The 22,959-nt window shown below is 57.7% G+C and carries 19 protein-coding genes and 1 pseudogene; 8 read left to right on the top strand and 12 right to left on the bottom strand.

The window, feature by feature from the left end; genetic code table 11:
* Window positions 1-109 precede the first annotated feature (109 nt).
* From BLW25_RS12205 to BLW25_RS12185, 5 genes are all read right to left on the bottom strand, one after another.
* Window positions 110-1,891, bottom strand: a complete 1,782-nt coding sequence (locus BLW25_RS12205) for a TniQ family protein (RefSeq protein WP_171909540.1) — start codon at window positions 1,889-1,891, stop codon at window positions 110-112.
* Window positions 1,891-2,838, bottom strand: a complete 948-nt coding sequence (locus tag BLW25_RS12200) for a TniB family NTP-binding protein (RefSeq protein WP_092899398.1) — start codon at window positions 2,836-2,838, stop codon at window positions 1,891-1,893. The genes BLW25_RS12205 and BLW25_RS12200 overlap by 1 nt, the downstream gene beginning before the upstream one ends.
* 2 nt (window positions 2,839-2,840) lie before the next feature.
* Window positions 2,841-4,991, bottom strand: coding sequence for a Mu transposase C-terminal domain-containing protein (locus BLW25_RS12195; RefSeq protein WP_092899396.1), 2,151 nt, complete (start codon window positions 4,989-4,991; stop codon window positions 2,841-2,843).
* Window positions 4,988-5,488, bottom strand: coding sequence for a Tn7 transposase TnsA N-terminal domain-containing protein (locus BLW25_RS12190; RefSeq protein WP_253188412.1), 501 nt, complete (start codon window positions 5,486-5,488; stop codon window positions 4,988-4,990). Before BLW25_RS12190 ends, BLW25_RS12195 begins: the two co-directional genes overlap by 4 nt.
* A gap of 219 nt (window positions 5,489-5,707) precedes the next feature.
* Window positions 5,708-5,944: a helix-turn-helix domain-containing protein gene (locus tag BLW25_RS12185; RefSeq protein ID WP_092899394.1), complete on the bottom strand. Its 237-nt coding sequence runs from the start codon at window positions 5,942-5,944 to the stop codon at window positions 5,708-5,710.
* Window positions 5,945-6,220: 276 nt separating this feature from the next.
* On the opposite strand from BLW25_RS12185, the gene BLW25_RS12180 reads away from it, so the two are divergent.
* Window positions 6,221-6,634 (top strand): hypothetical protein, encoded by a 414-nt coding sequence (locus BLW25_RS12180; RefSeq protein ID WP_143040504.1) that lies wholly within the window; start codon window positions 6,221-6,223, stop codon window positions 6,632-6,634.
* Between the two features lie 102 nt (window positions 6,635-6,736).
* On the opposite strand, the gene BLW25_RS24675 is transcribed toward BLW25_RS12180, so the two are convergent.
* Complete coding sequence (locus BLW25_RS24675; RefSeq protein WP_143040503.1) at window positions 6,737-7,267, bottom strand: hypothetical protein; 531 nt, start codon at window positions 7,265-7,267, stop codon at window positions 6,737-6,739.
* 348 nt (window positions 7,268-7,615) lie between these two features.
* Between BLW25_RS24675 and BLW25_RS12170 the strand changes: the two genes are divergently transcribed.
* The 3 genes from BLW25_RS12170 to BLW25_RS23975 are packed head-to-tail and all read left to right on the top strand — an operon-like array spanning window position 7,616 to window position 10,830.
* Entirely contained in the window at window positions 7,616-8,803 is a 1,188-nt protein-coding gene (locus tag BLW25_RS12170) for a DUF262 domain-containing protein (RefSeq protein WP_092899388.1), read from the top strand.
* The gene (locus BLW25_RS12165; protein WP_092899386.1) at window positions 8,796-9,914 is read left to right on the top strand and encodes a DUF3696 domain-containing protein; all 1,119 of its coding nucleotides are present in this window, start codon (window positions 8,796-8,798) and stop codon (window positions 9,912-9,914) included. Before BLW25_RS12170 ends, BLW25_RS12165 begins: the two co-directional genes overlap by 8 nt.
* A 1-nt stretch (window position 9,915) precedes the next feature.
* On the top strand, window positions 9,916-10,830 hold the full coding sequence (locus tag BLW25_RS23975; protein WP_143040502.1) for a hypothetical protein: 915 nt from the start codon (window positions 9,916-9,918) through the stop codon (window positions 10,828-10,830).
* 418 nt (window positions 10,831-11,248) lie between these two features.
* Here the strand turns inward: BLW25_RS23975 and BLW25_RS12150 are convergent, their stop codons facing one another.
* From BLW25_RS12150 to BLW25_RS12130, 5 genes and pseudogenes are all read right to left on the bottom strand, one after another.
* A complete protein-coding gene (locus tag BLW25_RS12150; RefSeq protein WP_092899380.1) occupies window positions 11,249-12,379 on the bottom strand; it encodes an SAVED domain-containing protein in 1,131 nt (376 codons plus the stop codon).
* A 37-nt stretch (window positions 12,380-12,416) separates the two neighbouring features.
* A complete protein-coding gene (locus tag BLW25_RS12145) occupies window positions 12,417-12,908 on the bottom strand; it encodes a M67 family metallopeptidase (RefSeq protein WP_092899378.1) in 492 nt (163 codons plus the stop codon).
* On the bottom strand, window positions 12,889-14,607 hold the full coding sequence (locus BLW25_RS12140) for a ThiF family adenylyltransferase (RefSeq protein WP_092899376.1): 1,719 nt from the start codon (window positions 14,605-14,607) through the stop codon (window positions 12,889-12,891). The genes BLW25_RS12145 and BLW25_RS12140 overlap by 20 nt, the downstream gene beginning before the upstream one ends.
* Complete coding sequence (locus BLW25_RS12135; protein ID WP_092899374.1) at window positions 14,604-15,815, bottom strand: nucleotidyltransferase domain-containing protein; 1,212 nt, start codon at window positions 15,813-15,815, stop codon at window positions 14,604-14,606. The genes BLW25_RS12140 and BLW25_RS12135 overlap by 4 nt, the downstream gene beginning before the upstream one ends.
* 511 nt (window positions 15,816-16,326) lie before the next feature.
* Window positions 16,327-17,096 (bottom strand): annotated as a pseudogene (locus BLW25_RS12130) (IS5 family transposase).
* Between the two features lie 247 nt (window positions 17,097-17,343).
* Here BLW25_RS12130 and BLW25_RS23970 point away from each other — a divergent pair.
* A complete protein-coding gene (locus BLW25_RS23970; protein ID WP_143040501.1) occupies window positions 17,344-18,339 on the top strand; it encodes a hypothetical protein in 996 nt (331 codons plus the stop codon).
* A gap of 273 nt (window positions 18,340-18,612) precedes the next feature.
* Window positions 18,613-18,783, top strand: a complete 171-nt coding sequence (locus tag BLW25_RS24385) for a hypothetical protein (RefSeq protein ID WP_171909539.1) — start codon at window positions 18,613-18,615, stop codon at window positions 18,781-18,783.
* A 95-nt stretch (window positions 18,784-18,878) separates the two neighbouring features.
* Here BLW25_RS24385 and BLW25_RS25340 read toward each other — a convergent pair whose 3' ends face one another.
* Window positions 18,879-19,487, bottom strand: a complete 609-nt coding sequence (locus BLW25_RS25340; protein WP_092899372.1) for a PrpF domain-containing protein — start codon at window positions 19,485-19,487, stop codon at window positions 18,879-18,881.
* 203 nt (window positions 19,488-19,690) lie between these two features.
* Here BLW25_RS25340 and BLW25_RS12120 point away from each other — a divergent pair, with 203 nt between their 5' ends.
* Window positions 19,691-21,052, top strand: a complete 1,362-nt coding sequence (locus BLW25_RS12120) for a P-loop NTPase fold protein (protein WP_092899370.1) — start codon at window positions 19,691-19,693, stop codon at window positions 21,050-21,052.
* Between the two features lie 126 nt (window positions 21,053-21,178).
* Window positions 21,179-22,225 (top strand): YaaC family protein, encoded by a 1,047-nt coding sequence (locus tag BLW25_RS12115; RefSeq protein WP_092899368.1) that lies wholly within the window; start codon window positions 21,179-21,181, stop codon window positions 22,223-22,225.
* Window positions 22,226-22,959 lie beyond the last annotated feature (734 nt).

Raw genomic sequence — 22,959 nt, 5'->3', positions numbered from 1 at the left:
TCAGATGCTCAATTTCTGAACGACGCACTCGCCTGTCCATTTTCGCCACATAGCTTGTCCCGGCCCGGCAAAGCAAAAGGGCCGGTGAACACCGGCCCTCTGTTTTCGATCAGCCGATATCGGCGCAGCGGTAGATGGTCTGACATCGCTCGGGCAGCGGCAGGGGCGCAATGCCGCAGTCGGCCTGGATGATGGCTTCAGCGCCAGGGTTGCGACGGGTTCGCGCGGCCAGCTGCGTCACGGTGATGTGGGTTCGCCGAAACTCTTCCAGGCTGTTTTCTGAAATATACCGGCGAAGCCGCCCACTCTGGGGTTCGATCGCCATAACGCTTTCCACATATCCCCCATCGATCAGGGCGCGCAGTGTCCGGATGCCGACGCCGATCATTCGAGCCGCCGTTCCCGGCGGCAACGCCCCATCGACAGGACAGGAGATCGCCTCGTGCAGAGTGGGCAGGTGTACCCGGAATGCCCGGAATCTGCTGTCGCAGCCGATATCGCTGCGCAGGGGGATATGAAGTTTCAGGATCACAGCCGTGACCCGGTCGGTTGGGCAGTGCAGACGATGCGCTGCCGTTGGGATATCGAGCCAGTCCTGGTTGGTCTGACCGCCTTCCGCCAGCCGGTCCAGGTCGCTGATAAAGTCCTCCAGATCGCGCGGGTGGTAGAGTGGTGATGCGTGTTTTTCTGTAAAAAACTTCTGCACCACGCCGCCATCGGTCAGTTTGGTCAGCAGAAACCGGGCGATGCCCAGCCACTTCGCGGCATCGCCTGCATTCATGAGCGCCGCGAAATCACCCGCAATCTGGTCCATCATTTCGGTCGGGACATAATCGGTCAGCCGGAAATCCCGATCATCCGCGCTGCGCTGCGCCAGGCCAAGTGCTGTGAGGCGCCGGCCGAGTTGCCAGCGGGTCACGCCATAGGCGCGGCTCGCGGTTGAGATCGAATGCACCAGCTGGCGCGGGCAAGGTTTGCCCAGGACAACGGCGCCTTCTGCAACTGGGTAGTTCTGGAAAATGAATTCCCGGACCAGATCGCGGATAATGTCGAAATCCCGATCATCATCGCGATACCGCAGCCAGTCGAAGAACAGGCGATACCGGGTCCGGTACAGCGCGGCATCGAGCGGGACCGCGCGCTGCAGCTCCTTCAGCGCGTTGCAAAGACCTTCAGGACCATTTTTCAGGATCGAAAAGCCGATACTGCCCGCCCGATGCCATTCCGCTTCGGTAATCAGATCGCGGGGTGCATCCGGGCCGAGCAGGATCAACGCCCCGAGGTTTTCAGAGGTTTGGGCTGCGACATGGAAAGGCAGCCTGTCGATCCATTCGTCCCCTGCACCATCCTGAATACGGGCGAGCAGGTAGTTTTCCAGCTGGCTTTCATTCGCTGTGATCGTATCAAAGCTTCCCGCCCGCACGCGCGTGGCGTGGAATGCGAAATCAAACACCTCCTTGTTGCCGGGCGAGGCGGGCAGTTCGATCAGCAGGCAGCCATGCGCGCCGCAGCGGCGTATTGAACTGAGCTGCCAGATTGCCTGATGCGCGTTCTCACCATCGGCGAGGCAGGTGGGGCACGCCCGGATTCTGGTCCGTGCAAAGGCCGTGAACTTGATCCGCTCCTGCCCGAGGCGGAACCAGCTGTCGGCGGTGAGGCGCGGTGTCCAGTCGCGTAGCAGGTCGGGCGCGCAACCGGCCAGGGCAGCGAGGCGGAATATTTCGGTATCGCTGCCATTTGTCAGGCCGCGATGGTCCAGCCCCATATCTGAGCAGAACGTGATCAGCCTCGGCGCACCGTTGCGCCGTGCGAGCCTCGCGGCCAGCGAGGTCGCACTTTCGCCTGCGACGCGGGGTACCGACAGGGGCAAGGATTGCAATGCCGAAAACATCATTCGTCTCCCCGCTTGAAGACCTGACGGGTGTCGATGCGGTGATAGTCATCGACAACGAAGGGGTTGAATGCGTCCGCGCAGGAGCTGCGCACCTCATATGCCAGTTTGAAATGCCGCCACTCCAGATGATCGCCAGACTCCAGAAGTGCTATTTCTATCGCGCCGATGATAATCTCTATGACCAGGCCGAACTGGTACGCTGCGGCGTGAATCAGGCGCTCCGACAGCGCGATTTCCAATGCATCGGGTGCCAGACCCAATTCCGCGCGCCGCGCATAACCTTCGATCAGGCCCGCCACATCCGGTGCGTGATTGACCGGCGAAAGCGAGGCAAAATGGATAGTGTCCATGCGGTGTGCAAGTTGCGGATCATGGTTCAGGATGTTCTCCAGCTCCTGCGTTCCCGACAGCAGAATCCCGACAGGCCATTCCTCGTCCGTCATCAAGGTCTTCAGCATCGAGGCTACAGCATCAAGTTCCTGCCGGGTGCCCCGGCTGCTCAGATCCTGTGCTTCGTCGAGATGAAGGAACAGAACTTCACGTTCACGCAGCTGATGACGCACCAGATCCCATATGTACCAGGCTTGCCGCTCAGAAGAGAGATGATAGCCGAGCGCGCGCAGGATTGTTTGGCCGACGAACTTCAGGGTGGCGGGAGAGGGCACTCTCAGGCTGATGATTGCGGCAGACGGCAGAGATGATTGCGCAAGATCCTCGCGGGAACTCGCGATGAGTTGCGCGACAGCGCTGCTCTTGCCAGTTCCAGATGCCCCCGAGAGGGCAATCCCATGCACTTCGGTTTTCCGCCCACTCGCGATATCAGCAAGCCGCTTCTCAATCAGAAGCTTGAAACGAACTTTCAGGGGGTCATACCGCTCATGCTGAATGTAATGCCCACGCAGTTTCGCGATCTGCCAGGCAGTGCTACGGATGATATCATTCATGGTCAAAGCTCCGCTTCATCGTCGAAGGTCCAGGATTTTCGGGGTGTGACTGGTTGCTCAGATGGCCTTGGCGCAGGCGGCGGCATTGCAGTTGTTCCACTGGGCGCAGGAAGATCGATCGGGGTGATATCGATGCCATCGGCCAGCGGATCGCCGGTGCGCGTCCCGTCACCGACATGCCCTGCCGAAGTGGTCAGAGAGTAATGCAGGGCCTTTTCATTCCGGGCGACCTCGGCGTCGGTGACCTGGAACGGAGTCAACTGCATCCGCAGCGCGGCAGCGCGATTGGTATCGGAGATGCGGGCAATGGCCCGGTGCACCACTTCTTCCGAAAGCGTAGCCGCTCGCTGATGCTTTATCCGCAGGGCGCGGCAAGCTTCCTGCCAGTCCGTATATCTGACGCCATCAAAGCCCCGGTGATTACAGATGGCGGCATGCCACCCATCTCCGACCTTCACGGCGATCCATCCAAGATCGAAAAGATCGGCGCGGATTTCCACATCGCGCTCAGGGGCGTGCAGGAACATCTCGCGCAGGGCCGCGCAGTTGTAGGAGAGGCCCGCAAACAGCACGCCATCACCCCGGATTTTCCGGATGAGAGGGCGACCAAAGACCTTCCTCAGGGTCAGACCATCTGGAATGGGCAGGAGGCCTTGCGCCGCCGAGAGCCGTTTCCAGCAATCAGCGGGGGTCTCGCCGCGCAGCCCCCGTTGGGGCTCGTTGTGATAGATATCAATGAAGTAGGTCAGAAGGACACGGATCAGGTCGTCATCATCAAGGCAGGCCAACTGCTCTGAGGGGTAGTCGCCCCTGTCGACCGGGTTGAAGAAAGTCCGCCCGGAAAGAAGGGGCATCAGTCTGTACCCGATCGTACGGAACATGGTTTCGATGGTTCCGCGCAGATGCGGCATGCCTGCGGGCGGAAAGTGCATGGTCAGGCCAAGTGACGTCGCCGTGGCCCGGAAATCTGCCGACATGAAGGCAGATCCCTGATCGGTGACCAACGCGCCAATCCCGCTTCTCTGGTCCCAGGCACTCTCACAACCGGCAGCTCGGGCATAGGGCGTCCGGTCGACAAAGATGTCCCGCAAAGTGCGGATTGCATCCTGTGCATTCGGGGTTTCCGCGAGGCGGATCGCCAGAATACATTTCGTGGCGCAATCTATCGCCAGATAAAGCCAGCGCCGCCCCTTCAGCCGTTCCACCTGATCTGCAGGCAGATGTGCCAGAACACCTGTGGGGGCCAGAAAGCTAATGACATCAAGGCGATGCTCGTCCATTTCGACACGCTCACCTGGCACCAGCACCTCGACGCCGGTCTCAATGAGCCGGTACTTGCGGTTCGCGGCATCGATCCCGTAGCGTTTGGCGTATAGATAGTACTGATCCACCCCCTGCAGGCGACGGTGCAGGCTGCGTGAGGATGGAACAGTCAGCGGAGGCAGTCCCGCCTCAAGCCGCCGCAAGTTTTCCACTTTGAAGCGGTTCAGTGTCTCGGCAATGGCCTGATCTTTGGTTGGCCGCTGCGCCGATGCATAGATATCGATGATCTGATAGGCGAAGGCTTCTGAGGCATGGCACCAGCGTAATCCCCGGTTGCCACAGCGATGCCAGCGTGGAAGCAGAGCGAGGGCATCAAGACCTCCTTTCTCGTACAAGCGGACCCATCGCAATATTGACTTCGCGCAAGGGAACTTGCGGGAAACAATCAGTGCTCCCGCCCTCCCAGCTTCACGGTCCTTGAGTTTCTGCCCATCAAGCTTTTTTGCCTCATGCTCCAATATCGGGAGCGCTGCTTTGACCGCGCGGTAGGTTCGTTTGACCTTCCCCTGCTGCTCCAGGAGCAAGAAGGCGTCGCAAGCCGCTTTTTGCCACAGCAGGACCGACCGCACATCGCCATCCAGTTCTGAGAACAGGTCAACCGGGCATGTTTGGCGCAGCCGGGCCCGTGCCGCCGTGTAATATCCCGGCGTAAAGCGCGTATCCGGTGCCCCAAGGAGGGCGGCTACCTCTTCATGCGTAAAGCTCTGGGTGATACCCGGCCTGTCGGCCTGTTCGAGGATGATAAAATCGTGCTGCACGTCCACCGGACGGTAAGGGATCCCAGAAAGGCTCAGCAGATCTGAATGTGAAAGACGAAGCCGCATGTTCATGCCGCCACCTCCGTCAATGCCGGGCGGGTCCGCATGAGCTGGCGCGCGGCATCTGCCGCCGCCCGTTTGTCCATATGTTCATCCGTCACAAGCTTGATGCGATGCGCGAAATGCTTCGGCATCGCGGCGGCGACATGGCGAAGGTCCGTCACAAAATCGCGACTGATGACGCGCTCGGCAGGCTTTATTGCCACCGCAATCCGTTCACCGTCCGCCATACGGAGCAGGAAATCGAAGGTATGGTGCGCTCGGGTGCCATCCTGCTTCTGGTAGGCAAGCGCGGGCGGCTGCTCGACGATATCGACGAGATCATCCCGCACCAACATCAGGCACAGAAAGCGATATTCCAGCATGCTTTCGAACTGGATGACGCGGGGCCGCGTAAAATTGGACAGCATGGCGATCATGCTGCCGCGAAGGCTACCCTTTGACCGGCCCACGACGTTGCGGATCGAGCGGCTCGAATCCGGCCCGCGATAGATCTTATTCTGACTCATGTAGTGTTCGGAGCGCAGTTGTTCCGGGCCGCTGCCGTTTGGCGCGGAGGGAAGAAGCGCTTCCGCCTCCTTTCAGGAAATGCAGGGACTGGGCCCGCCGGAACCATTCCGGCGGGTTGACTTTTTCTGCGTCTCGGTGGATGAAAGAGGGGTCGGGTATCAATCGACGCCTCATCTGGGGCTAATGGGGCTCTTTCTGTTAGCGCAGTCGGAGCCCTTTTACTTTTGCATGTCGTCCTCCTTTGCTGGATACCGTTCGGGAAAGAGTTCCTGCGCGGTGGTGCCAAGCGCCCTGGCTATTGCTGCTTGTATGCGATGGGAGCGCCGATAGCCCTGGCTCACCACGGTGACACTGGACGGCAGAACGCCTTCGGTCCTCGCAACCTGCGCAAACGAACTTCCGCCGGATCTCAGGCGAAACTTTATCAGCTCGTGACGTTGCAGATCGACAGACATGGAAAACCTCAGGCAAACTTCTTGGGCCACTGTCCCGGCACATAGATTCACCGGCGATTCGTAGCGTCAACTCTCTTGCGGTTTGCTCGTGTCGTTTCTTCACCATACCCACCTGCAAACCTGAGGTAATGTGAGAAGGTCCTACCAAATATGCCAACTACGGTATCGTCAAAATCAGGCAGAATGCTGCTGATACGCGTGGTTGGAAGTGACTTCGATATGCGGAAGCGCTGCTGGTATCGGCGCGACGTTATCGAAACCGGGCGAAGATTTGTAATGGAATCACGCCGCAAGGACGAACCCGTCCCAGCTGAGGAAATTCGCGCTGTGTTCATGCGCGACGGCACGATGGCAAGTTTCATGAAGCACTACGGGCTTGGCTCAAGAAAGGCCCTGAAGGTTCTGGAACTCTATGGCATTCCCTTCCGCGCCTATATCAGCAAAGAGTTTCAGGAAGGCGCTACGTTAGCGGACCTCCGGGAGCGTCATTCAGTCGGAGAGGCGACGCTGTCACGCTGGCTGCGTGATGCCGGGACAAAAGTGAGCTCAGGTCGCAAGATCCCAGATATGCCGGAAGATCAGGTTCGCCAGCTCTGGATCGCTACGCGCTCGATCAACCACGTCGCAAATGCCTATAATGTGCATTGGAAAACGGCGCAGAAGCGGCTTCAGGAGTTGGGACTATCGTGATCGCTCGCCCGTGGCGTGAACACTCGAATTCCGCGTGCCCCCTGGGAAACATCCTTGCCTGCCGGCCGATTGTTGAGGGGTTCACGGCTACAGGATGAATTTCTAGATGTTTCCAGACAAGTCATCCAGAAAGGCCTTTTCGTCTTGGAGATGCTTGAACCCGTCCTGACGAACCCGCTGCTGAAGTGCCGCAATACTTCCCCGCCCATGAGCTGCATGGCTCTCCGTGAGAGAGCTCCCGATGCGAATGATGATATCGAGCCTGCTGTTCAGGTCTTCACACATCTCCTGCATCTCCTTCCGAAATTCTCGCAGAAGCCGGATCGTATGATCGTAGCACTCGTCGCTCATCTTGAACTCCTTTCGCGAAGTATAGATGATGCAGCCGAGAAAATCGACGCTGATGCAGATCAGCCGTCGTTGGCATATGTAACCAATCGATGCCGTGACACACAGACGAGTGGCACAGGGACTGACAGACAGCGCTGCGGCATCGCTACTGCAGCGAGCGTGGGGAAAGCAGCCGTTCATCCATGGCGCGTCCCCGCCACCCACAACGGGCGGAAAGCGGTCTGTTGGCGGTGCGGCATCGCGCCCGCGGCAGACCTGGGAAAGCGGTCGTTCGTTCATCATGCAGCGATTGCTTTGCCCTACCGCCCCTGACGGGCGGGAAGCGGCCTGACGGCGGTGCGGCACGGCTAATGCAGCAACATCGCCGTCGGATCAGCCCTGAGGGCGGGAAGTTGACGGATGGCAGCGCGGCGTGGTACCCACAGCAAACCCGAGAAAGCGGTCGGCCTACAGTACGCAGCAAGGTGGCCGCGTGCTGACTTTCAGTTTGGGGGAAGTGGTTACTCGTTGCCCGCCCATAAAACGTCTGGTTTGGGGGCCAACTCATCGCGTTTCTCATGAAGCTGTTCGATTACTTTGCGGACGAGCAGTTGCTGGAACTGGATGTGGCGATTTGCTAGGCTTCCAACCATGACAACGCAAACGATCATCATTGACCCGCAACGCATGACCGAAGAGGGGACCTCGTTCGGGACGCCGAGTGGCATTGAGCACGAGCTACCGAGCGAGTCTGCTAGCGAACTGCAGATTGCCGAACCGTTCAATCCAGACGATATCGATGTCGCGACACGCTCGATGACTATTGATCTGCTCCTGTCGCGGATCCGCAGCAAGGCGATCGATCTTGAGCCCGACTTCCAGCGGCGTCGCGGGATTTGGAGCGAACGCCAGCAAAGCCGGTTGATCGAGTCGCTGCTCCTCCGCATTCCGTTGCCTACGCTCTATGCCGCTGAAGACGAAGAAGAGAATTGGGCAATAGTCGATGGTATACAGCGGTTGACGACGATAACGCGGTTCATCGATCCAGAAGCGATCAAAGAACCCCCGCTCAGGCTGACCGGGTTAGAATATCTCGGCGGATCCTTCAACGGCATATTTTTTGACGATCTTCCCGCGCGGTTGAAGCGCCGCCTGCGCGAGACCGAGCTCGTCGTTCACGTCATCCGGCACGGCACCCCGCCGGAAGTGAAGTTTAACATCTTCGCGCGGATCAACACCGGCGGCATGCCGCTTTCGGCGCAGGAACTGCGTCATGCACTGATCCCGGGCAAGGCGCGAGTTTTTCTCGGCCGACTGGCTGGGCTTGAGGCGTTCAAGCAGGCTACCAACTACAGCATTCGCGACGAACGAATGGCTGATCGAGAGATGGTCTTGCGGTTCCTCGCCTTCAGCATGACCCGGCCCGAAGAATTCCGCGCCTATGATTTTGACCGTTTCCTCGGAGACGCGATGCGCGAGATTAATCTTCTCCACGTTACCGACCTAGATAGGCTCGAGCATAGCTTCATTCAGGCGATGAATAGTGCGTCGGAAATTTTCGGTCAGGATGCGTTCCGTAAACGCTATCGCGAGACCGATGCGCGCTTTCCGATCAACAAGGCATTGTTCGAGACCATTGCGGTATCGCTCGCAAACCTCACTGACAGTGAGCGCGAGCGATGCATCTCACACCAAGACGAGGTTCGCCGCCGGATGATGGAGGTGATGCAGGACCGTGAATTCGACTCTGCCATTTCCCAGGGTACTGGCGGTATCAACAAAGTGCGCAAAAGATTCGAGACGGTGTCAAAAATCTTCAAGGATATCGCCGATGTTTGATGCACTCACCTTACATAACTTCAAAGCCTTCCGTGATATCCATATCCCTATTAAGCCGTTGACCTTGCTGTCTGGTCTGAACGGTTCTGGGAAGAGCACCACCTTGCAAGCGTTGGCCCTGCTCCGGCAATCATGGGATACTGGCTTCCTTTCGAGTCGGGGATTTCTACTGAATGGCGATCTCATCGAGCTCGGTACTGGCGTTGATGTGCTCAACGATCAGCATGATGACGAAGAAATCGGCATCACGCTCCATGGCCCCAATGAGCGGGACTTCGCGTATCGTGTCGCTTATGATCCGCGGGGCGATTTGCTGCACTTTTCCGTCAAGCCCGACTTCGGCTTTTACTCTGGATTGGAGCACAAACGCGGCCTGTTCGGCAATTCGTTTCAATATCTGCGCGCTGATCGCGCCGGACCCGAGGTGAGCTTTCCAAAAGCCTATCACCTCGTCAATGAGCGCCGTTTTCTTGGGAGCCGCGGTCAGTATACCGCGCATTTCCTAAGCCTATTCGGTGATGAGGAGGTTAATCCGAAACTTCGACATCACAACGAGACAGCTCCTGGGCTACTCTCGCAAGTCAATGCTTGGCTGAAAGAGTTCAGCCCCGGCGTCGGTCTCGCTGTCGAGGACATCCCTCGCACCGATTCCGTACGCCTCGATTACTTCTATGGCGGAAGTGCCGGAATCAGTGGATCCAATCTCTATCGCTCCACCAATGTCGGTTTCGGGTTGACGTACGTCCTACCAATCCTCGTTGCGTGCTTGGCATCACCGCCTGACAGCTGGCTTCTGATCGAGAACCCGGAAGCGCACCTTCATCCTCAAGGTCAGGCGGCGATGGGGCAATTGATGGCGCGATCCGCCGCGATTGGTACAAGGATCGTGGTAGAAAGCCATAGCGATCATTTCCTCAATGGCATCCGCCTCGCGGTGAAAAGCGGCGAGATTCCCGCCCGGGACGTCGGTCTCAATTTCTTCCGACGACCGTCCGGTGCCAGCCAAACTGAGCGTATCAACCCGGGCGTCACTCCGGAAGGTAGGCTAACTGACTGGCCCGATGGTTTTTTTGACCAGTGGGACAAGTCGCTCGATCAGCTTTTGAGTTAAAATGACCTTCATTGCTTTCTTAAATGAACTTTCCTTTCCAATAGGTGCCGTTGATGAGGAAGGCGCAGAAGCTGCCGTCATGGGTCTGACCAAGACGCTGCAGTCTTTGCGCCGGATCCATTCGAGCGCAGCGCTCCACTCCTCCGTGCCGCTGGCGTCGATTCCGCTCGGCGGTGAGCAGTGGCTCGGCCAAATTATGGCAAAGGGACGCAATCGCGACGAATGGCGGTTTTTGCGCGGCTTTGAGAACCGTGCGCCTTTCCGTGTCAAGTTGGGTGAAGCATTTGGCCTCGAAGCGGAGTATCGTCACAATGACGTTCGTGCCGACGGTTTGGGCTTGAGCCACACCGTCGGCACGCTCGGCGTCAGCTTTGCCGCCGAGCCCTGGCTGGTCGCTACCGTGGCGCTCCATCGCATTTCGCTCGATGATAGCGGTGAGTGCGAAGAGCAGGTCGTTGAGGTCAATCACGCCTCCACTCCGTCCCATGTCAAAGGTCATGAAGAGTGGCTGCGGCGGATGGTCGGAGAGCAGGTGCGTGACGGCGAAGAGCTTTGGACTCGGCGCGCCGAGATATTCCCGCATTTGCTCTTCCTCCCGCGCACGGAACCGCATCTACGTGCTTTCAAAGCTGGTGAAATTCGGCTGGCGAGTGCACAGCACGCACTGATGGACCTTGAGATCGCCGCGGCGCGCTGGAATACCAATGACGCGGCGATGCCGACTTTCCTGACCAAAACCTCACCAGAAGGGGAAACGCGGAGCAACCTGTTCAACTTTAAAGATTTGTCGGGTGTCCAGCGCTGCTTCGACTGGCATTCCCGCTACACACCCGGTGCCGGCAGGGTTCACTTCTGGTGTGACCGTTCGTCGGGCCGACTGACGATCGCCCATGTCGGCGAAAAAGTGGCGAACTGATTGCGGCATACGCCGAGGCCGTTTTGTGAGTGCCGCGCGACAGCCTACGGGGCTCAGGCGGCGCACAGACCGTGCGTAGTATGCTTCAAAAGGGAGCGGTCCGCCTCGCTGTCGTCAGCCTGAGTGTTGGCGATTGGGATCAAAGTGTCGATGAACTCATCTTGGCCTCGGTGCTGATTGCGTCAGAAATCTTGACGAGAAACCAGATATATCCGACTGAGGTCCACAGTTAGGTTCCAAAGACTATTGAATCAAAAAGCGATAAATTCATGTGCCTCTCGGCGTGGACCGTCGGGCACTTCCACTCCAATCGCCAAGCATAAGGCCGCCAGAGAATTTTCCGCTGTGTGACCATCAACTACCGAAAGCAGTAGTTAGCTTCAGATTGCGCCTTGCCAGATCACCTTGCCGCCTTGTGCTAGCCGATTGAAATCGTCGGGACGAAAGCCTGCGCAGTGCGGTTCTGGTCGTAGAGCCTCATCGCGAGATCCGCTTTAGGCATCCAAACTCGTCCCGTTTCCACTGCTGCAGAAGCCGGGACTACTGGGAAAACATGCAGAAGCACGCCTTCCCCGTGATAGGCCTTGATGCGGTCGAATAGGTCGCGCACCAACCTCTTGTATGCGCCGAGGTCGTCCCTCCTCCGCATGATGTCGTTGCCAGGTTGTTCGCAGGTAATCGACCAGATAGCGGCATCCTCACCCAATACCGAGGTAATACGCTCGTCGTTAACGGTGGCACTCAGGGCCAGCTTCAGCGCGACGGGCACGTCCTTTCGTCCACTATACTCTTTGACCTTGTAAGCGATGCGCGGCTGGTCAGGTAGCCATTTCCAAGTTTCTGGTTCGCGGTGCTTCTGATGCACCGACACCGGGACAATGTCGCCGAGAAGCGTCCCCAAGCGGATAAGCAGCGGCTGAGGAGCCAACGCGAAAACACTGAGTTGGCGGACTTCCCGCTGCTCGATGCGCTCCTTGATCTTGCGTGCAAAAAGGCGCTCCAGATTCTCGTTCTGCTCGGTCCAGTAGGCTTCTTCGTGATCCTTACGCTCCGAACCGATCAACTCAATGTCGATTGTCCGGCCCTCTGCGGGGTGGTGATCCGGGGGCATAGCGCTGAAGATCGAACGAGTTGTCACTAAGGTGTCGCGCTGGCCGATGGTCGCCGCGAACCTGACCACATGGGAGACGCGATCGACATCCATGTCGGTGACGATCTCGATCCGGTCTTCATGTTCGGCCTTCATGGCCAACAAGACATCCTCGGGATAGTCGGCCAGATAGTCTACGTCGATCGCCTTATGGTGGACGGGGCACATCAGCATCAGGTTGTCGATGTCCTGGGCAAGCTGCGGCGATCTAACGGCGTCACCTCTGGGACCGCCTGCCTCGTCGGCGACGATGTGGGCGATGTATCCGAACTTGCCCGTGCGCTTGCCAGAGATCAGGTCACCGATCAGCAGTTTGTTGCATCCACGAAATTGACAGCGACCCGCAGCCCTAGCCCAAAGCGCGTTTGCAACTTTTGATGGAATAGCAGTCTTGGACATGTGGACCTTTCAATTGCCGCGCTGGAGGCGCCGCCTTTCAAATGAATGTTCTCTTCGATCGCGACACCGGCTCGTCAACCATCTCGACGCGTTGCGGGGGCTGGCCGCGCATGAATAGGTATGTTCCCACCTGCAACATTACGAACATCCGCAGTCGAACAATCATCAAAACTGAAAAGTCGATATTGCCGACATCCTCGACCATCGCCTGCATCGTCCTGATGTCGGTCGTGCTTGGGCTCACCGGAAAGCTTGGATGGGAATGCCATTCCCCCAAGTAGTTGAAACGACCGAAGTCGTTGCCATTCTTCTCGAAGAAGGCTTCCAGTGCCTGGGCGTGCAGTTCCGGGCGGCGCTCGAAGTACGCGCGCTCGCCTCCCATCGGGTCCACCGTGACGTCCACGACCCGAAATCGGCCTTCATCGTCCAATTGCTCCGCGAGCAGTAGCCCCCCAGTTTCCCGGCGTCCGGATATAGACAGTTGCCGGCAAATTTTCTTGCGGACAGAACTAGGCAGGGCGATCTGCATCTTGGGCCTGCACGGGGAAGAGAAGGGTCACAAGCTCTTTGAGCTTAACCTCGTCGGGGGACGATCCCGCATCCCAGCCTTCCGTGCCGGTATAGCTAATGGGGTGAGTATCGAACGGAGCTGTGAATATCCAACCTTCACCCAGGCCGATTGCATACGCCGGAGCGGGGAACTGGCTCCCACCGCCTCGAAGCGTGTCAATCGCCAGGCGCGCTAGGTGACCGGCAATGACGGAAACGTCGGCATCGTCTGCGATCAACGGCGGCTGATCCGCCCGAAGGACACCGTACTCCACCTGTCGAGAGGGCATCTCCCACTCGACACCCTTATCGTCGCACCACGCCAAGATTTGGCGGCGCGCCACATCGGGAGACGGATCGTGGCCGGGGCGGGACCGCGCAACTATTCCGCCAATCCCCCCGCCGAAGACCTCGCCCCATACCATCGGTCGAAGCTTGAATCTTGCCGCTGCCGAGGCGAGGCCGAATACGGTAGCGTCCGCCGTAGCGTCGATGATCAGATCACAGTTGGCGAGCGTCTCCAGCGCGGTGGCGGTCCACTCGGAACTTTCTTGGCCACCAAGGTTCACGATCTGCACCGTGACCTTCGCCTCGGGGGATATCTCGAGTAGCCGCGCCCGCAGCGCCTTGGCCTTGTGGGCCCCGACACCACGCCAATCCAGCTCGTTCCTCACCAGGTTACCGGGTGAAAGAATGTCGTCGTCAAACAGTTCGAACTTACAGGCACCCGATCGTGCTAGCATTGCCGCTGTTCTCGATCCGAGTGACCCACATCCGATCAGCGCGATCCGCTTGTCGGCCAGCGCCGCATTCGCGGGGGGCAGTCGCTGTTGGTCGGCGCCGATTACAAACGTAGCGTAGCCATCAATTTGAATGCCGCCGTCCGCCTTGCGGTATACCATCGCCAGCCACGCGGTTGCGTCATCTACAAGCAGGTAGGTGGCAGGCGGCCATGCCGGATATTCAGGCGTGATACCTACAGACTTTAGGACAGCTTCGAGGGACTTTTCGGTGACCGGTCCCGTGAACTTCGTCCCCCTAGGGGCACGGATCCCGGTTCCTTTGTAGTTGGATGCCGTCAGGACCGGCTTGCCCTGCTTCCAGATCCGACAATCATCCGGACCCAAGGCGGTCAAATGTGCCACCGCGGCCTCGCCATAATAGTGTTCGTCGATCTCGATCGGCTCCACGTGACCATCATCCATGGCCCGGATTAGCCGCAATGGTTCCTCGGGTATGGCCAGTCTGAGATATGTCCAGCGAAGGCGCTGGCCTTCGGATACCGCGTGAGCAGACGGAACCCCGTGACCCGCCAACTCGGCGCACTCTCCGACGAGGAGTCTACGGGCGCTCTCAATCATCATCGCGCCCGTCCAGCTGAGCTCCCAGTTGTCTGGCCGAAACTCCAGGCAAAGCTCGCCTGACAGACCATATTGATGTCCGGATAGGCGCTCGCCGTCCGCGTTGAACACCTGCGGCGGGATGGAAGGGAAGAAGTCCGGATAATGCATTACGAGCCGCCATCTGGATGCGGCCTCTACAATCTCGAAATCCAGGAGCAACTTCAGGCCGTCAAGACGCCACCGCACTTTTTGAAGCCAGTCAGTGGTCTGCTCGAGGCGCGCGATCTCAAGTCGCTCCGACAGACCTCGATTTGGATCCGAAACCCACCAGATCATCTGCTGCCGAATCCTGCCGGTTTGCCCGGAACGCGCGCCTCCGCAGGGAAGGTCGGTGCAGCAGCTGCGGCGGATGCCGCAGTGGCGGGACGCAGGAGCGACGAAGCCGACTTCGGCGCAGCACGATCCCTGGCCCTTTCGGCAAGGTCACGACCGATGCGGGGAGCAACGGAGTCGGTGATCACCTGACGGCTGGTTACCTGTGCGGCATAGAAGAAATCCCGCCGGGCTGCTTCCAGCCATTCGTAGAATGCGGCGCGGCGCTCGGGATGCTCAGCCCATTTGTCAGCGAAGTTCTCGAGCGGGTCAGACGGGTTGGGGATATAGTACCTTATGCCATCGACCCCAATGAATCGGTCCATCTTGGTCAAGATTGAAACCAAGGCTTGGCCGATTGTTTCCTCGCTCTCATATGCGTGGGCCGACAGGGTGGTGAGGATGACCGAGATCGGTTTGACATCCTTGCGATCCGAGAACATCTGATCGCGATGACGTTTCAGGATCATGATCGCCTGTTGCAGCGGCGTGACCACCCGGTATTCGGGAATGCTCTCGACACTCGCCTGGGCCGCTTCGGCAAGCTTTCGGCGCCGACGCGAGAAAGCTACGGCCATGCGCGAACGGAACCAGTTGGCATAACCCTTCGGGTTGGATCGGGGCCAGTCGGTGGCGGGCTGATAGAAGAGGGCGTGCTTGTTGTCCGTGATGGCGATCGCGGTGCTGGCCCACCGTGCATCCAGGCCGCGAGACTCCAGCAACAACCGCGTGGATGTGCCATTCGGGAGCGCCGGCACGATATCCATGTGGAACTGGGCGCCATCAGCATATTCGAGCGTCCAGCAACGACGGCCTTCGCCGAGCGGCTTCACCATTGCTTGTGCCGTTCGATACGCCTCGATCTCGACCCGAAGCAGTTCCTTAAGTGCGTACTGGGTCAGTTGGTCCTTCTTCAGGGCTGCCAACTCGCAAACCGAGTCGATATCATACTGGCCGTTTTCGTCCTCGGGCTTGATGACCGTTCCCAAGCGGAATGAACCCTGCGAGTAGACCTGCGGGTCATACTGTTTCACCTTCGATGCGTCGCGATGTAGCCACTTGCCAAGCGACTCGTACCGGGCGACCGCCTGGTCATATCTGGTGGGCGAGATTGTGAGCTCGTCCGCCAGCGCTTCGAGGTAGCCCTCGGCTTCTTTGGTAATCGTAATCATCGCGCCCTCCTTCTGCCGACCCAGATATGATCGCGACCAGCATCGCTTGCACCGGAGGGCCATCTCGCCCGCCAGCCCGGATCGTCTATGCACCGTAGCCGTATAGGGAGCGTCGCGACAGACGGAGCAGAATGATAGCGCTCCGGAGCTTTCGATCGCCTATAAACCATAGTTAAGTTGGTGAAGAAATCTGATCAAGTCAAAATTGTTCGACGATTTTCAAGAATCAGAAACCCCATGCCGGCGACATTGATAGCCGACAATGAAGTTGTCTTGGGCGTGACATCCAATCTTGCAGAAGGTTGTTTTATTTTTAGGGCATTTGTCCTTTACCGCCCTTTTAACATCCTCGGATTTCCAGTTCCGACGCGCGCTGCGTGTTTTCCTTACCACGAAGTCAGAGAAGATCATCTTCCTTCAGCTTCATGGCTAGGTCATGTTGACAAATGGCGGATCCATAGCCTGATGCAGGCAATGTCTATGAAACCTAGGGTCAGGACTCGTTATTGTTTTACAGCCAGAAGATGACGGTTGCGGCGAGCGCGATTGCTGAGAGGAACACCCTCGGGCACCTGTCGTATCGCGTTGCGACCCGCCGCCAGTCTTTCAGTCTGCCGAACATGATCTCGATCCGATTTCGGCGCTTGTAGCGGCGCCTGTCATATTTGACGGGCTTGCTCCGAGACTTCCTGCCCGGGATGCACGGCTTTATCCCCTTGTCTTTCAAGGCTTCTCTGAACCAGTCGGCATCGTATCCACGGTCTGCAAGCAGCCAGTCTGCCGATGGCAGGCCGCTCAATAACGCGGCGGCCCCAGTGTAATCACTGACCTGGCCTGCGGTCATGAAGAACCGGATGGGGCGTCCTGCGGTGTCGGTCACGGCGTGCAGTTTGGTGTTCATCCCGCCTTTGGTTCGACCGATTGCCCGCCCCCGTCTGTCGTCTGCCCCCCCTTTTTTATCCGCAGGCTGGATGCCGTGCGATGCGCCTTCAAATATGTGGCATCGATCATCACCGTCTTCGGAACAGCCGCCTCTGCCGCCAGGCCGTGCATCATGCAGGCGAAGATACCCCTGTCACTCCAGCGCTTCCAACGATTGTAGAGGGTCTTCGCAGGACCATATTCCTTAGGGGCATCTCTCCACCGCAAGCCATTGCGATTGATGAATATAATTCCACTCAAAACACGCCGGTCATCAACACGAGGCTTCCCGTGGCTCTTGGGGAAGAAGGGCGCCAGACGCGCCATCTGCGCCTCAGTCAGCCAAAATAGGTTGCTCATCCATCGATCTCCTTGACGAGCCTGAATCATGCTGAAAGCACAAGATCAATGGGTCCTGACCCTAGCTTAATGGCAGTCTTCAGTCATCGTGGAGATGTTCCCCGCGATGGCCCGCACGACATATGATTTCGTATTGCGAGTTGATCTGTTTTCTATGCACTATGGGCACTCCTGGATGCCTCAATGAAAATGTAAATTAATGCCAAATATAATATTCCGGTTCTATGCTCCCACTGCCACTCACCAAATGGCGCTTCTCAACACTTTTGAAGCCAATATTTCGCTGCCGCGGCTACTTGCTGCAGCGCTTACAGTCGGACGTCCTAGCTGGTCAGCTGTTCTACAGCATGGAAGCTATTCAACAATGGAGTGCACATGGCGAGCCGCAATGATAATGTCGAATATAGCGATTTCCGAGGGCGCAAACGGTGATTTTATTTTTCAATCGTCTGATGCATTCAACTGCTTAGATCCGTCAGAGAAGGGGGCAGCGACATTCTTCATTGCCGGAACAATGACAAAGATTGTTGCAGAGCTATTTGGAATACCGGTTTTATATCATCTGGACACGCTGCACCACTACTCAAATTTCATTGGGCCAAATCTACCACAAGTATCCATGCTAGCCAATGCGACACGCAGGCCAGACTTCATCGGTCCAAATTCAGGGCTGCTCTATGGAGTATTTGAGTCGAAAGGCCGCACTCATCAGTCGCATGATCCGCTGAGAATATCGGCAAAGGAGCAGACGACTATGATTAATAAAATAAATGGTACAGATCCAATCTGCAGGGTGGCGTGTATAACAAGTTTTGGAAACAGGCAAATGACTGTTGATGTTGTTGATCCAACTGGATCCCACAAAGAGTCATTCAATATGGAAACTACGAACGCTGATCTTAAAGAGCCATTTAGATTAACTCAGCAACTTTTCCATGAGAACATTATCCATGATGAAGTAATCCATCGTGTTAAGTACAAAATAGTAAAATTAGAGGCGGCTGACTTGGAATTTGGCCTGCGCCAAGATGTGTACAATGCGCTGGAGTTTGGTTCAAACATCGACATGGAAGCGCAGATCAAACGACGTGGTCGAGAAGACGGTGTTCAATTTCCTGCATCACTGATCGCTCGCCTCAGCGAGGGAGCAGACCAGAAGGAAGGCGTTGCACCAGATGGGCATTTTGTACGAGTGGGCCCGAGTTGGGAACGCTGGATGAATTCAAAAAAAGCTAAAGGCTAGGGAGTGAAGGTTCCCCGCCCTACTGCCGCGACTCCTAGATCTCAGGGATTCCAACTCGCGGAGAACATGGTTCATGCTTTGGAGGCATCGCTGTCGCATTTCGCCGAGTTGGTGCGCCAGAGCGGACTACCGGATGTCGAGGCAGATGAGCACCGCGTCGATCCTCAGCCTTGTTCTCGTAGCGCTCGAGGGTATGGCCTTTGGCGGTATTCCGGACGCTTGCTTGACCTGGAACACCCTGTCGCCCTTGACTAGGCGGAAAGCGACTGTTGCTTGAACGTCGCTGCGATCCAGTTCGCCATCGCGCTTGGCGCAGCACCGGGCGAGATCCTACACGAAGACGCGGGCGCTAGCGGCGTCAATGTCTATGGCAGCGCGGTGCTGCTGATCGCCGGGGTTCTGATTGCGCTCGGCGTTCGTACTCCGGCAATGGTCACGGCCTGAAAGGGCTGGGCCGCGGCACCGTCGCGGCCCAGTCGGCAGCTGCCGCGAGGCCGAATAACCGAGCTTAGGGGCGAAGGAGCGGCTGATTTGCTGCATTACGCTTCGAACGACGTCTTTCGTGAGCGCCGCAGAGCAGCATCAGTGACGACCGAACGGCGGGTAAGGGCCGGGTTGGCAAGACTGTGGCCGGGATCGGCTAAGCCCGTCGAATCTATCGGTTGCTGTGCTGCAGCATGCTGCTCGAAGTTTAGAGGAGGAAGTTCAGTCTGGTCCTTGCCCGGGCACCCACGGACTACATGAACTGAACCATCCTGCAGCGATGGCGTAAACACCTGCCCGACCAGCAACCGCCTTGCTCTTCGGCTCATGACGGCTTTTGTGACCTGCCTCCTGCCTCCTGCCTCCTGCCTCCTGCCTCCTGCCTCCTGCCTCCTGCCTCCTGCCTCCTGCCTCCTGCCATCGGTTTCGGCTGCTTCCGCGCCGATTTTGAGGCGACCGGACGGGTGCCCGAAGGTCAGCATCGTCATCGGCCGGGGCAGCAGGTTGCTGACGATCGTACCAGGAATGGCTGCAGCCACCGCAATGGCGACCGCGCCGGCTCCGGTCTTGGCATGGTGCAGCTTGCCCCGGACAGGACCCGGCCGTGTCACATAGCGTGCGTTCCTCTCCGCGACATCAGAACGTGGGCCAGTCACTTGTGGCATAGATGACGCTCGACAGGACCACGAACTAATAGGTCAATCATCGGCGCGCTGGATCGATAGCTACAGTCATCCAGAGCACGGCAACCGGGGGCACGACGAAGCCCCTTTTCCCGAGCAATGACATGGTCATAATGGCAGAGAACAATAATTTCGACTGCCGCCATATACAAATCTGCGGTCGATGAGCAGAGTGCAGTTGCCTTATGAAGTTTCTCCCACCCAACGATGACATCACCCTCTACGAACAGGGTTTCGAAGACGACGTCCTAGACCGCGCCAAGATTGGGAAGTCACTTTCCGAGCTAGTTGACCGGATAGAGGATCCGTTGGTCATAGCACTCGACGGCCAGTGGGGCGCAGGGAAGTCGTTCTTCCTCAAGCGATGGGTCGGGGCCCACAAGACGGAGAATGACGGCAAGGCGATTACGGTCTACTTCGATGCCTTTGCCAATGACTGTTTCGGCGACCCTCTCGTCGGGCTGGTGGCCGCATTGGGGGAACGCCTTCCGAAAGCGCAGACGAAGATGAAGGGCATTCGTGTAGCGGCCGCAAAGGTCGTTCGCCCGGCTGCCCGAGCTGCTTTGGCGCTTGCGACCTTCGGCGCGACGGAAGCACTCAGCGATCTGGGTGACGCGGTTGTAGGTTCCTTGAGTAAAGACGCCGAAACGGCAGTCGACAGCTTCTGGAAGGCCGAAGAGGGACGCAGGGCGGCGATGGAGGAGTTCCGCGCCGCAATCGTTGCACTACAAAAGTCGGAAGGGGCGGATGGTGACGTGAGGCCTTTGGTCATAGTTGTTGACGAACTTGACCGGTGCCGACCCGACTATGCTCTCGATGTCCTCGAAGTCATAAAGCACTTCTTCGCAGTTTCGAAGGTGCATTTCATTCTTGGGGTAAATCTCTCGGCGCTCGAGAACAGCGTTAAGGCCAGATATGGATCGGAAATCGACGCTGAAGCATACCTCAGGAAATTCATCAACCTCACATTTTCTCTTCCAGACACCGTAGGAGATTACGACTCGAAGAGAGCAATACCCTTTTACGCCAGCCACCTCGCGAGGAAGATGGGTCTCACACAGAAAGCCGCCGACTACGTAACAGATCACCTGAAGATCGTTGAAAAGACCAATACCATTTCCGTCCGTGATGTCGGTCGCGTCATGTCTCAGATCTCAATATTTCCCGATGTGGTCTGGGACGAACAGCGGACACTCTATGGCTGGAGAGAGGCAGCAATTTCTTTAGCAGTCGCGAAGATGATCAAGCCATCTATGTATCGAAAGTTTCTCGATGCTACAGCCAGCGAAGCCGATCTCAGGGACTATTTCGGCGCTCCGGTTCTGGTAACGGAAGAGCAGGGCGAAACGGGCCGAAATCAGCTTTACGACCACAAGCGCGCAATCAGGCTCTGGATGTGGCAACATCTTTGTGGCGCGACTAACTCGATCCCAGAGCGAACAAAGCCTCACGTCATCAAATTTTTCGATGACTGGGGAGACATTGATCGCCCCGCCGAAATTCCAAAAAAGATTTCTGGTCTCTGGCTAGATCTTTTCAAGATTTAGATCTTCAGGCTGTGTAGCCTTGCGGGGAGATTTTCCCTTTCATCACAGATTCCCAAATGCGCTGATCAGCTTGCGCGCGGAGTGGCGTCGATACACGCTTACTTTCTAGGATACGGAGTTACACCAATGAGCATTCGAGGCGACCGGAACAACCATATATACTGGGAAACGCTTTCGATGTTCGAAAGCCGCGACTATGTTGAGGCTTGGTTCCATAACCGCCATGGTAGGCAGTTAAACGCGCGCGGTGCCCAATCCATCAACACCTGCTTCATTCAAGGGCGGGAGTACTTTGACGCCGCAGCCGTAGCCGCGACCAGCGTCCGCCCCCTACTCCTATATTACGGCGTGCTATCGACGTGTCGCGGTCTGATCATGCTGCGCAACCCAAGCAAGAAGGAGGAAAGCCTCCGCCAAAGCCATGGGCTTGAGGCAGTCGATTGGGGCGGCACCCTGTCAGGCGGTATCGACAAGCTCCTCAACGTCCGCATCAGAGCCACTAACGGGACCTTCGGCGAACTCGTCGAGTCGGTAGGCAATGTCCAGAATACGACTTGGTGGTCATCGCCAGGCATGAGGGAGGGCTCTTACTACGCGGCATTCCCCCGACCGGCATTCGCCGATGGAGCTTATGAACTCACGCTCGACGACCTCATCTCGCGAGACCACCGGCTCCTCTCACTCTATCCGCAGACCACCAAACGCACGGCCAAGGTCCATATCGGGGAGCTCGTCGCCACCAAGGGGCGCGGCGTCGATGTCACACTTTACGGGCTTTCTAGCACCGAAGACGACATCCGGAATCGGTTCGGGCAGCCGGCGAACCGTGCTGTGAATGTGGCACTGGGCCGCCGTCTCTCGATACCCGGCGCGCACTTCCTCGTCGATGGGCCTGACCTGAACGTTCTGAAAAGCGAATTGCCTCTCGTGCAGTTCTCGGGAAATGACGGCATGTTTATCGTCGAGGCATTCCCCAGCGGAGATCGCTTGTCTGAACTGCTTCGATCTTTCCTCCTGTCGTACATGCTCGGCATGCTCGTCCGCTACCATCCGTCACGCTGGGTCGCATTGCTGCGCAACGAGAAGGGCGACGCAGCGCAACCATGCCTGAAAGCGGTTTCGCGGGCACTCGCAGACGATTTCCCGAGGCAAATTGTTGAGGCGCTTAGCTAATGCAGGGATAGGCGGCGCAGCCGGGTGCACGTCTGGTGCCGCCGAAACCTGCCGTGGCTGCTGGTGCACGAAAGCGGCAGCTTTGCTCCATGCACCGCCATTCTAGCCCGTGTGATAAGTCTTTGCTGCGGAGCAGGACGAACGGCCGCTTCCGGGAATGCGGCAAAGCAGCATAAGTCGGTGTCGACCGGCGGCTTTGGGCCGAACATGACAAGGTGGTCGCGCAGCCTAAGGGTGCCATTGTACGGCTGACCGGAGCCAGGCCGTCTTGATCTCTGCCACCTCAGCGCGTTCAAGGTAAGAAACGCTGAAGACCACATGATCGTCTTCAGCAAACTGGTCGACATCCATCCGCGTAAACGCCGCTGCAACAAACGGATGCTTCACAGCTCTGGCAATCTCGATTCGTCCTATTTCGATTATCGCCTGCAGCCCTAATTCAATGGCCTCAAACGTACGCGGCTCGCCACGCGCATCGGACCTTAGCACGCGCTCTGGTATGGCCATGCCAAGGTCACATAGCCGCTTCGCGTCCTCCACCCCGATGCAGCCATGAATCTGCAGATTCATAAGCGCGAGCCCAAGCTGATTGTTTGCGACTTCAGGGAACGTTGAAAAACTCCGCTACGTAGGTGGTCGTCGGGTTCGACAGGGGAATATTCTGGCTCTACTTGCTCATCGCCTCGGACCTGGCCGAATAGCGCGCCATGATGAGACGTGAACTTATCCTAGGG

This window comes from Rhodobacter sp. 24-YEA-8 (genome assembly GCF_900105075.1).
Lineage (GTDB): Bacteria > Pseudomonadota > Alphaproteobacteria > Rhodobacterales > Rhodobacteraceae > Pseudogemmobacter.
Note: the sequence above shows the minus strand (reverse complement) of the source record. Positions and strands in the feature narration are given on the sequence as shown.

Bases quoted from the DNA above. Each gene is read 5' to 3' on its own strand.
- BLW25_RS25340 (WP_092899372.1), bottom strand. From the start codon at position 19,487: ATGCCACAAGTGACTGGCCCACGTTCTGATGTCGCGGAGAGGAACGCA.
- BLW25_RS12205 (WP_171909540.1), bottom strand. From the start codon at position 1,891: ATGTTTTCGGCATTGCAATCCTTGCCCCTGTCGGTACCCCGCGTCGCA.
- BLW25_RS12190 (WP_253188412.1), bottom strand. From the start codon at position 5,488: ATGAGTCAGAATAAGATCTATCGCGGGCCGGATTCGAGCCGCTCGATC.
- BLW25_RS12195 (WP_092899396.1), bottom strand. From the start codon at position 4,991: ATGAACATGCGGCTTCGTCTTTCACATTCAGATCTGCTGAGCCTTTCT.
- BLW25_RS12185 (WP_092899394.1), bottom strand. From the start codon at position 5,944: ATGTCTGTCGATCTGCAACGTCACGAGCTGATAAAGTTTCGCCTGAGA.
- BLW25_RS12165 (WP_092899386.1), top strand. From the start codon at position 8,796: ATGTTTGATGCACTCACCTTACATAACTTCAAAGCCTTCCGTGATATC.
- BLW25_RS12115 (WP_092899368.1), top strand. From the start codon at position 21,179: ATGAGCATTCGAGGCGACCGGAACAACCATATATACTGGGAAACGCTT.
- BLW25_RS24675 (WP_143040503.1), bottom strand. From the start codon at position 7,267: ATGATGAACGAACGACCGCTTTCCCAGGTCTGCCGCGGGCGCGATGCC.
- BLW25_RS12200 (WP_092899398.1), bottom strand. From the start codon at position 2,838: ATGAATGATATCATCCGTAGCACTGCCTGGCAGATCGCGAAACTGCGT.
- BLW25_RS12135 (WP_092899374.1), bottom strand. From the start codon at position 15,815: ATGATTACGATTACCAAAGAAGCCGAGGGCTACCTCGAAGCGCTGGCG.
- BLW25_RS12120 (WP_092899370.1), top strand. From the start codon at position 19,691: ATGAAGTTTCTCCCACCCAACGATGACATCACCCTCTACGAACAGGGT.
- BLW25_RS23970 (WP_143040501.1), top strand. From the start codon at position 17,344: ATGGCGCTTCTCAACACTTTTGAAGCCAATATTTCGCTGCCGCGGCTA.
- BLW25_RS12145 (WP_092899378.1), bottom strand. From the start codon at position 12,908: ATGCAGATCGCCCTGCCTAGTTCTGTCCGCAAGAAAATTTGCCGGCAA.
- BLW25_RS12180 (WP_143040504.1), top strand. From the start codon at position 6,221: ATGGAATCACGCCGCAAGGACGAACCCGTCCCAGCTGAGGAAATTCGC.
- BLW25_RS12140 (WP_092899376.1), bottom strand. From the start codon at position 14,607: ATGATCTGGTGGGTTTCGGATCCAAATCGAGGTCTGTCGGAGCGACTT.
- BLW25_RS12150 (WP_092899380.1), bottom strand. From the start codon at position 12,379: ATGTCCAAGACTGCTATTCCATCAAAAGTTGCAAACGCGCTTTGGGCT.
- BLW25_RS12170 (WP_092899388.1), top strand. From the start codon at position 7,616: ATGACAACGCAAACGATCATCATTGACCCGCAACGCATGACCGAAGAG.
- BLW25_RS23975 (WP_143040502.1), top strand. From the start codon at position 9,916: ATGACCTTCATTGCTTTCTTAAATGAACTTTCCTTTCCAATAGGTGCC.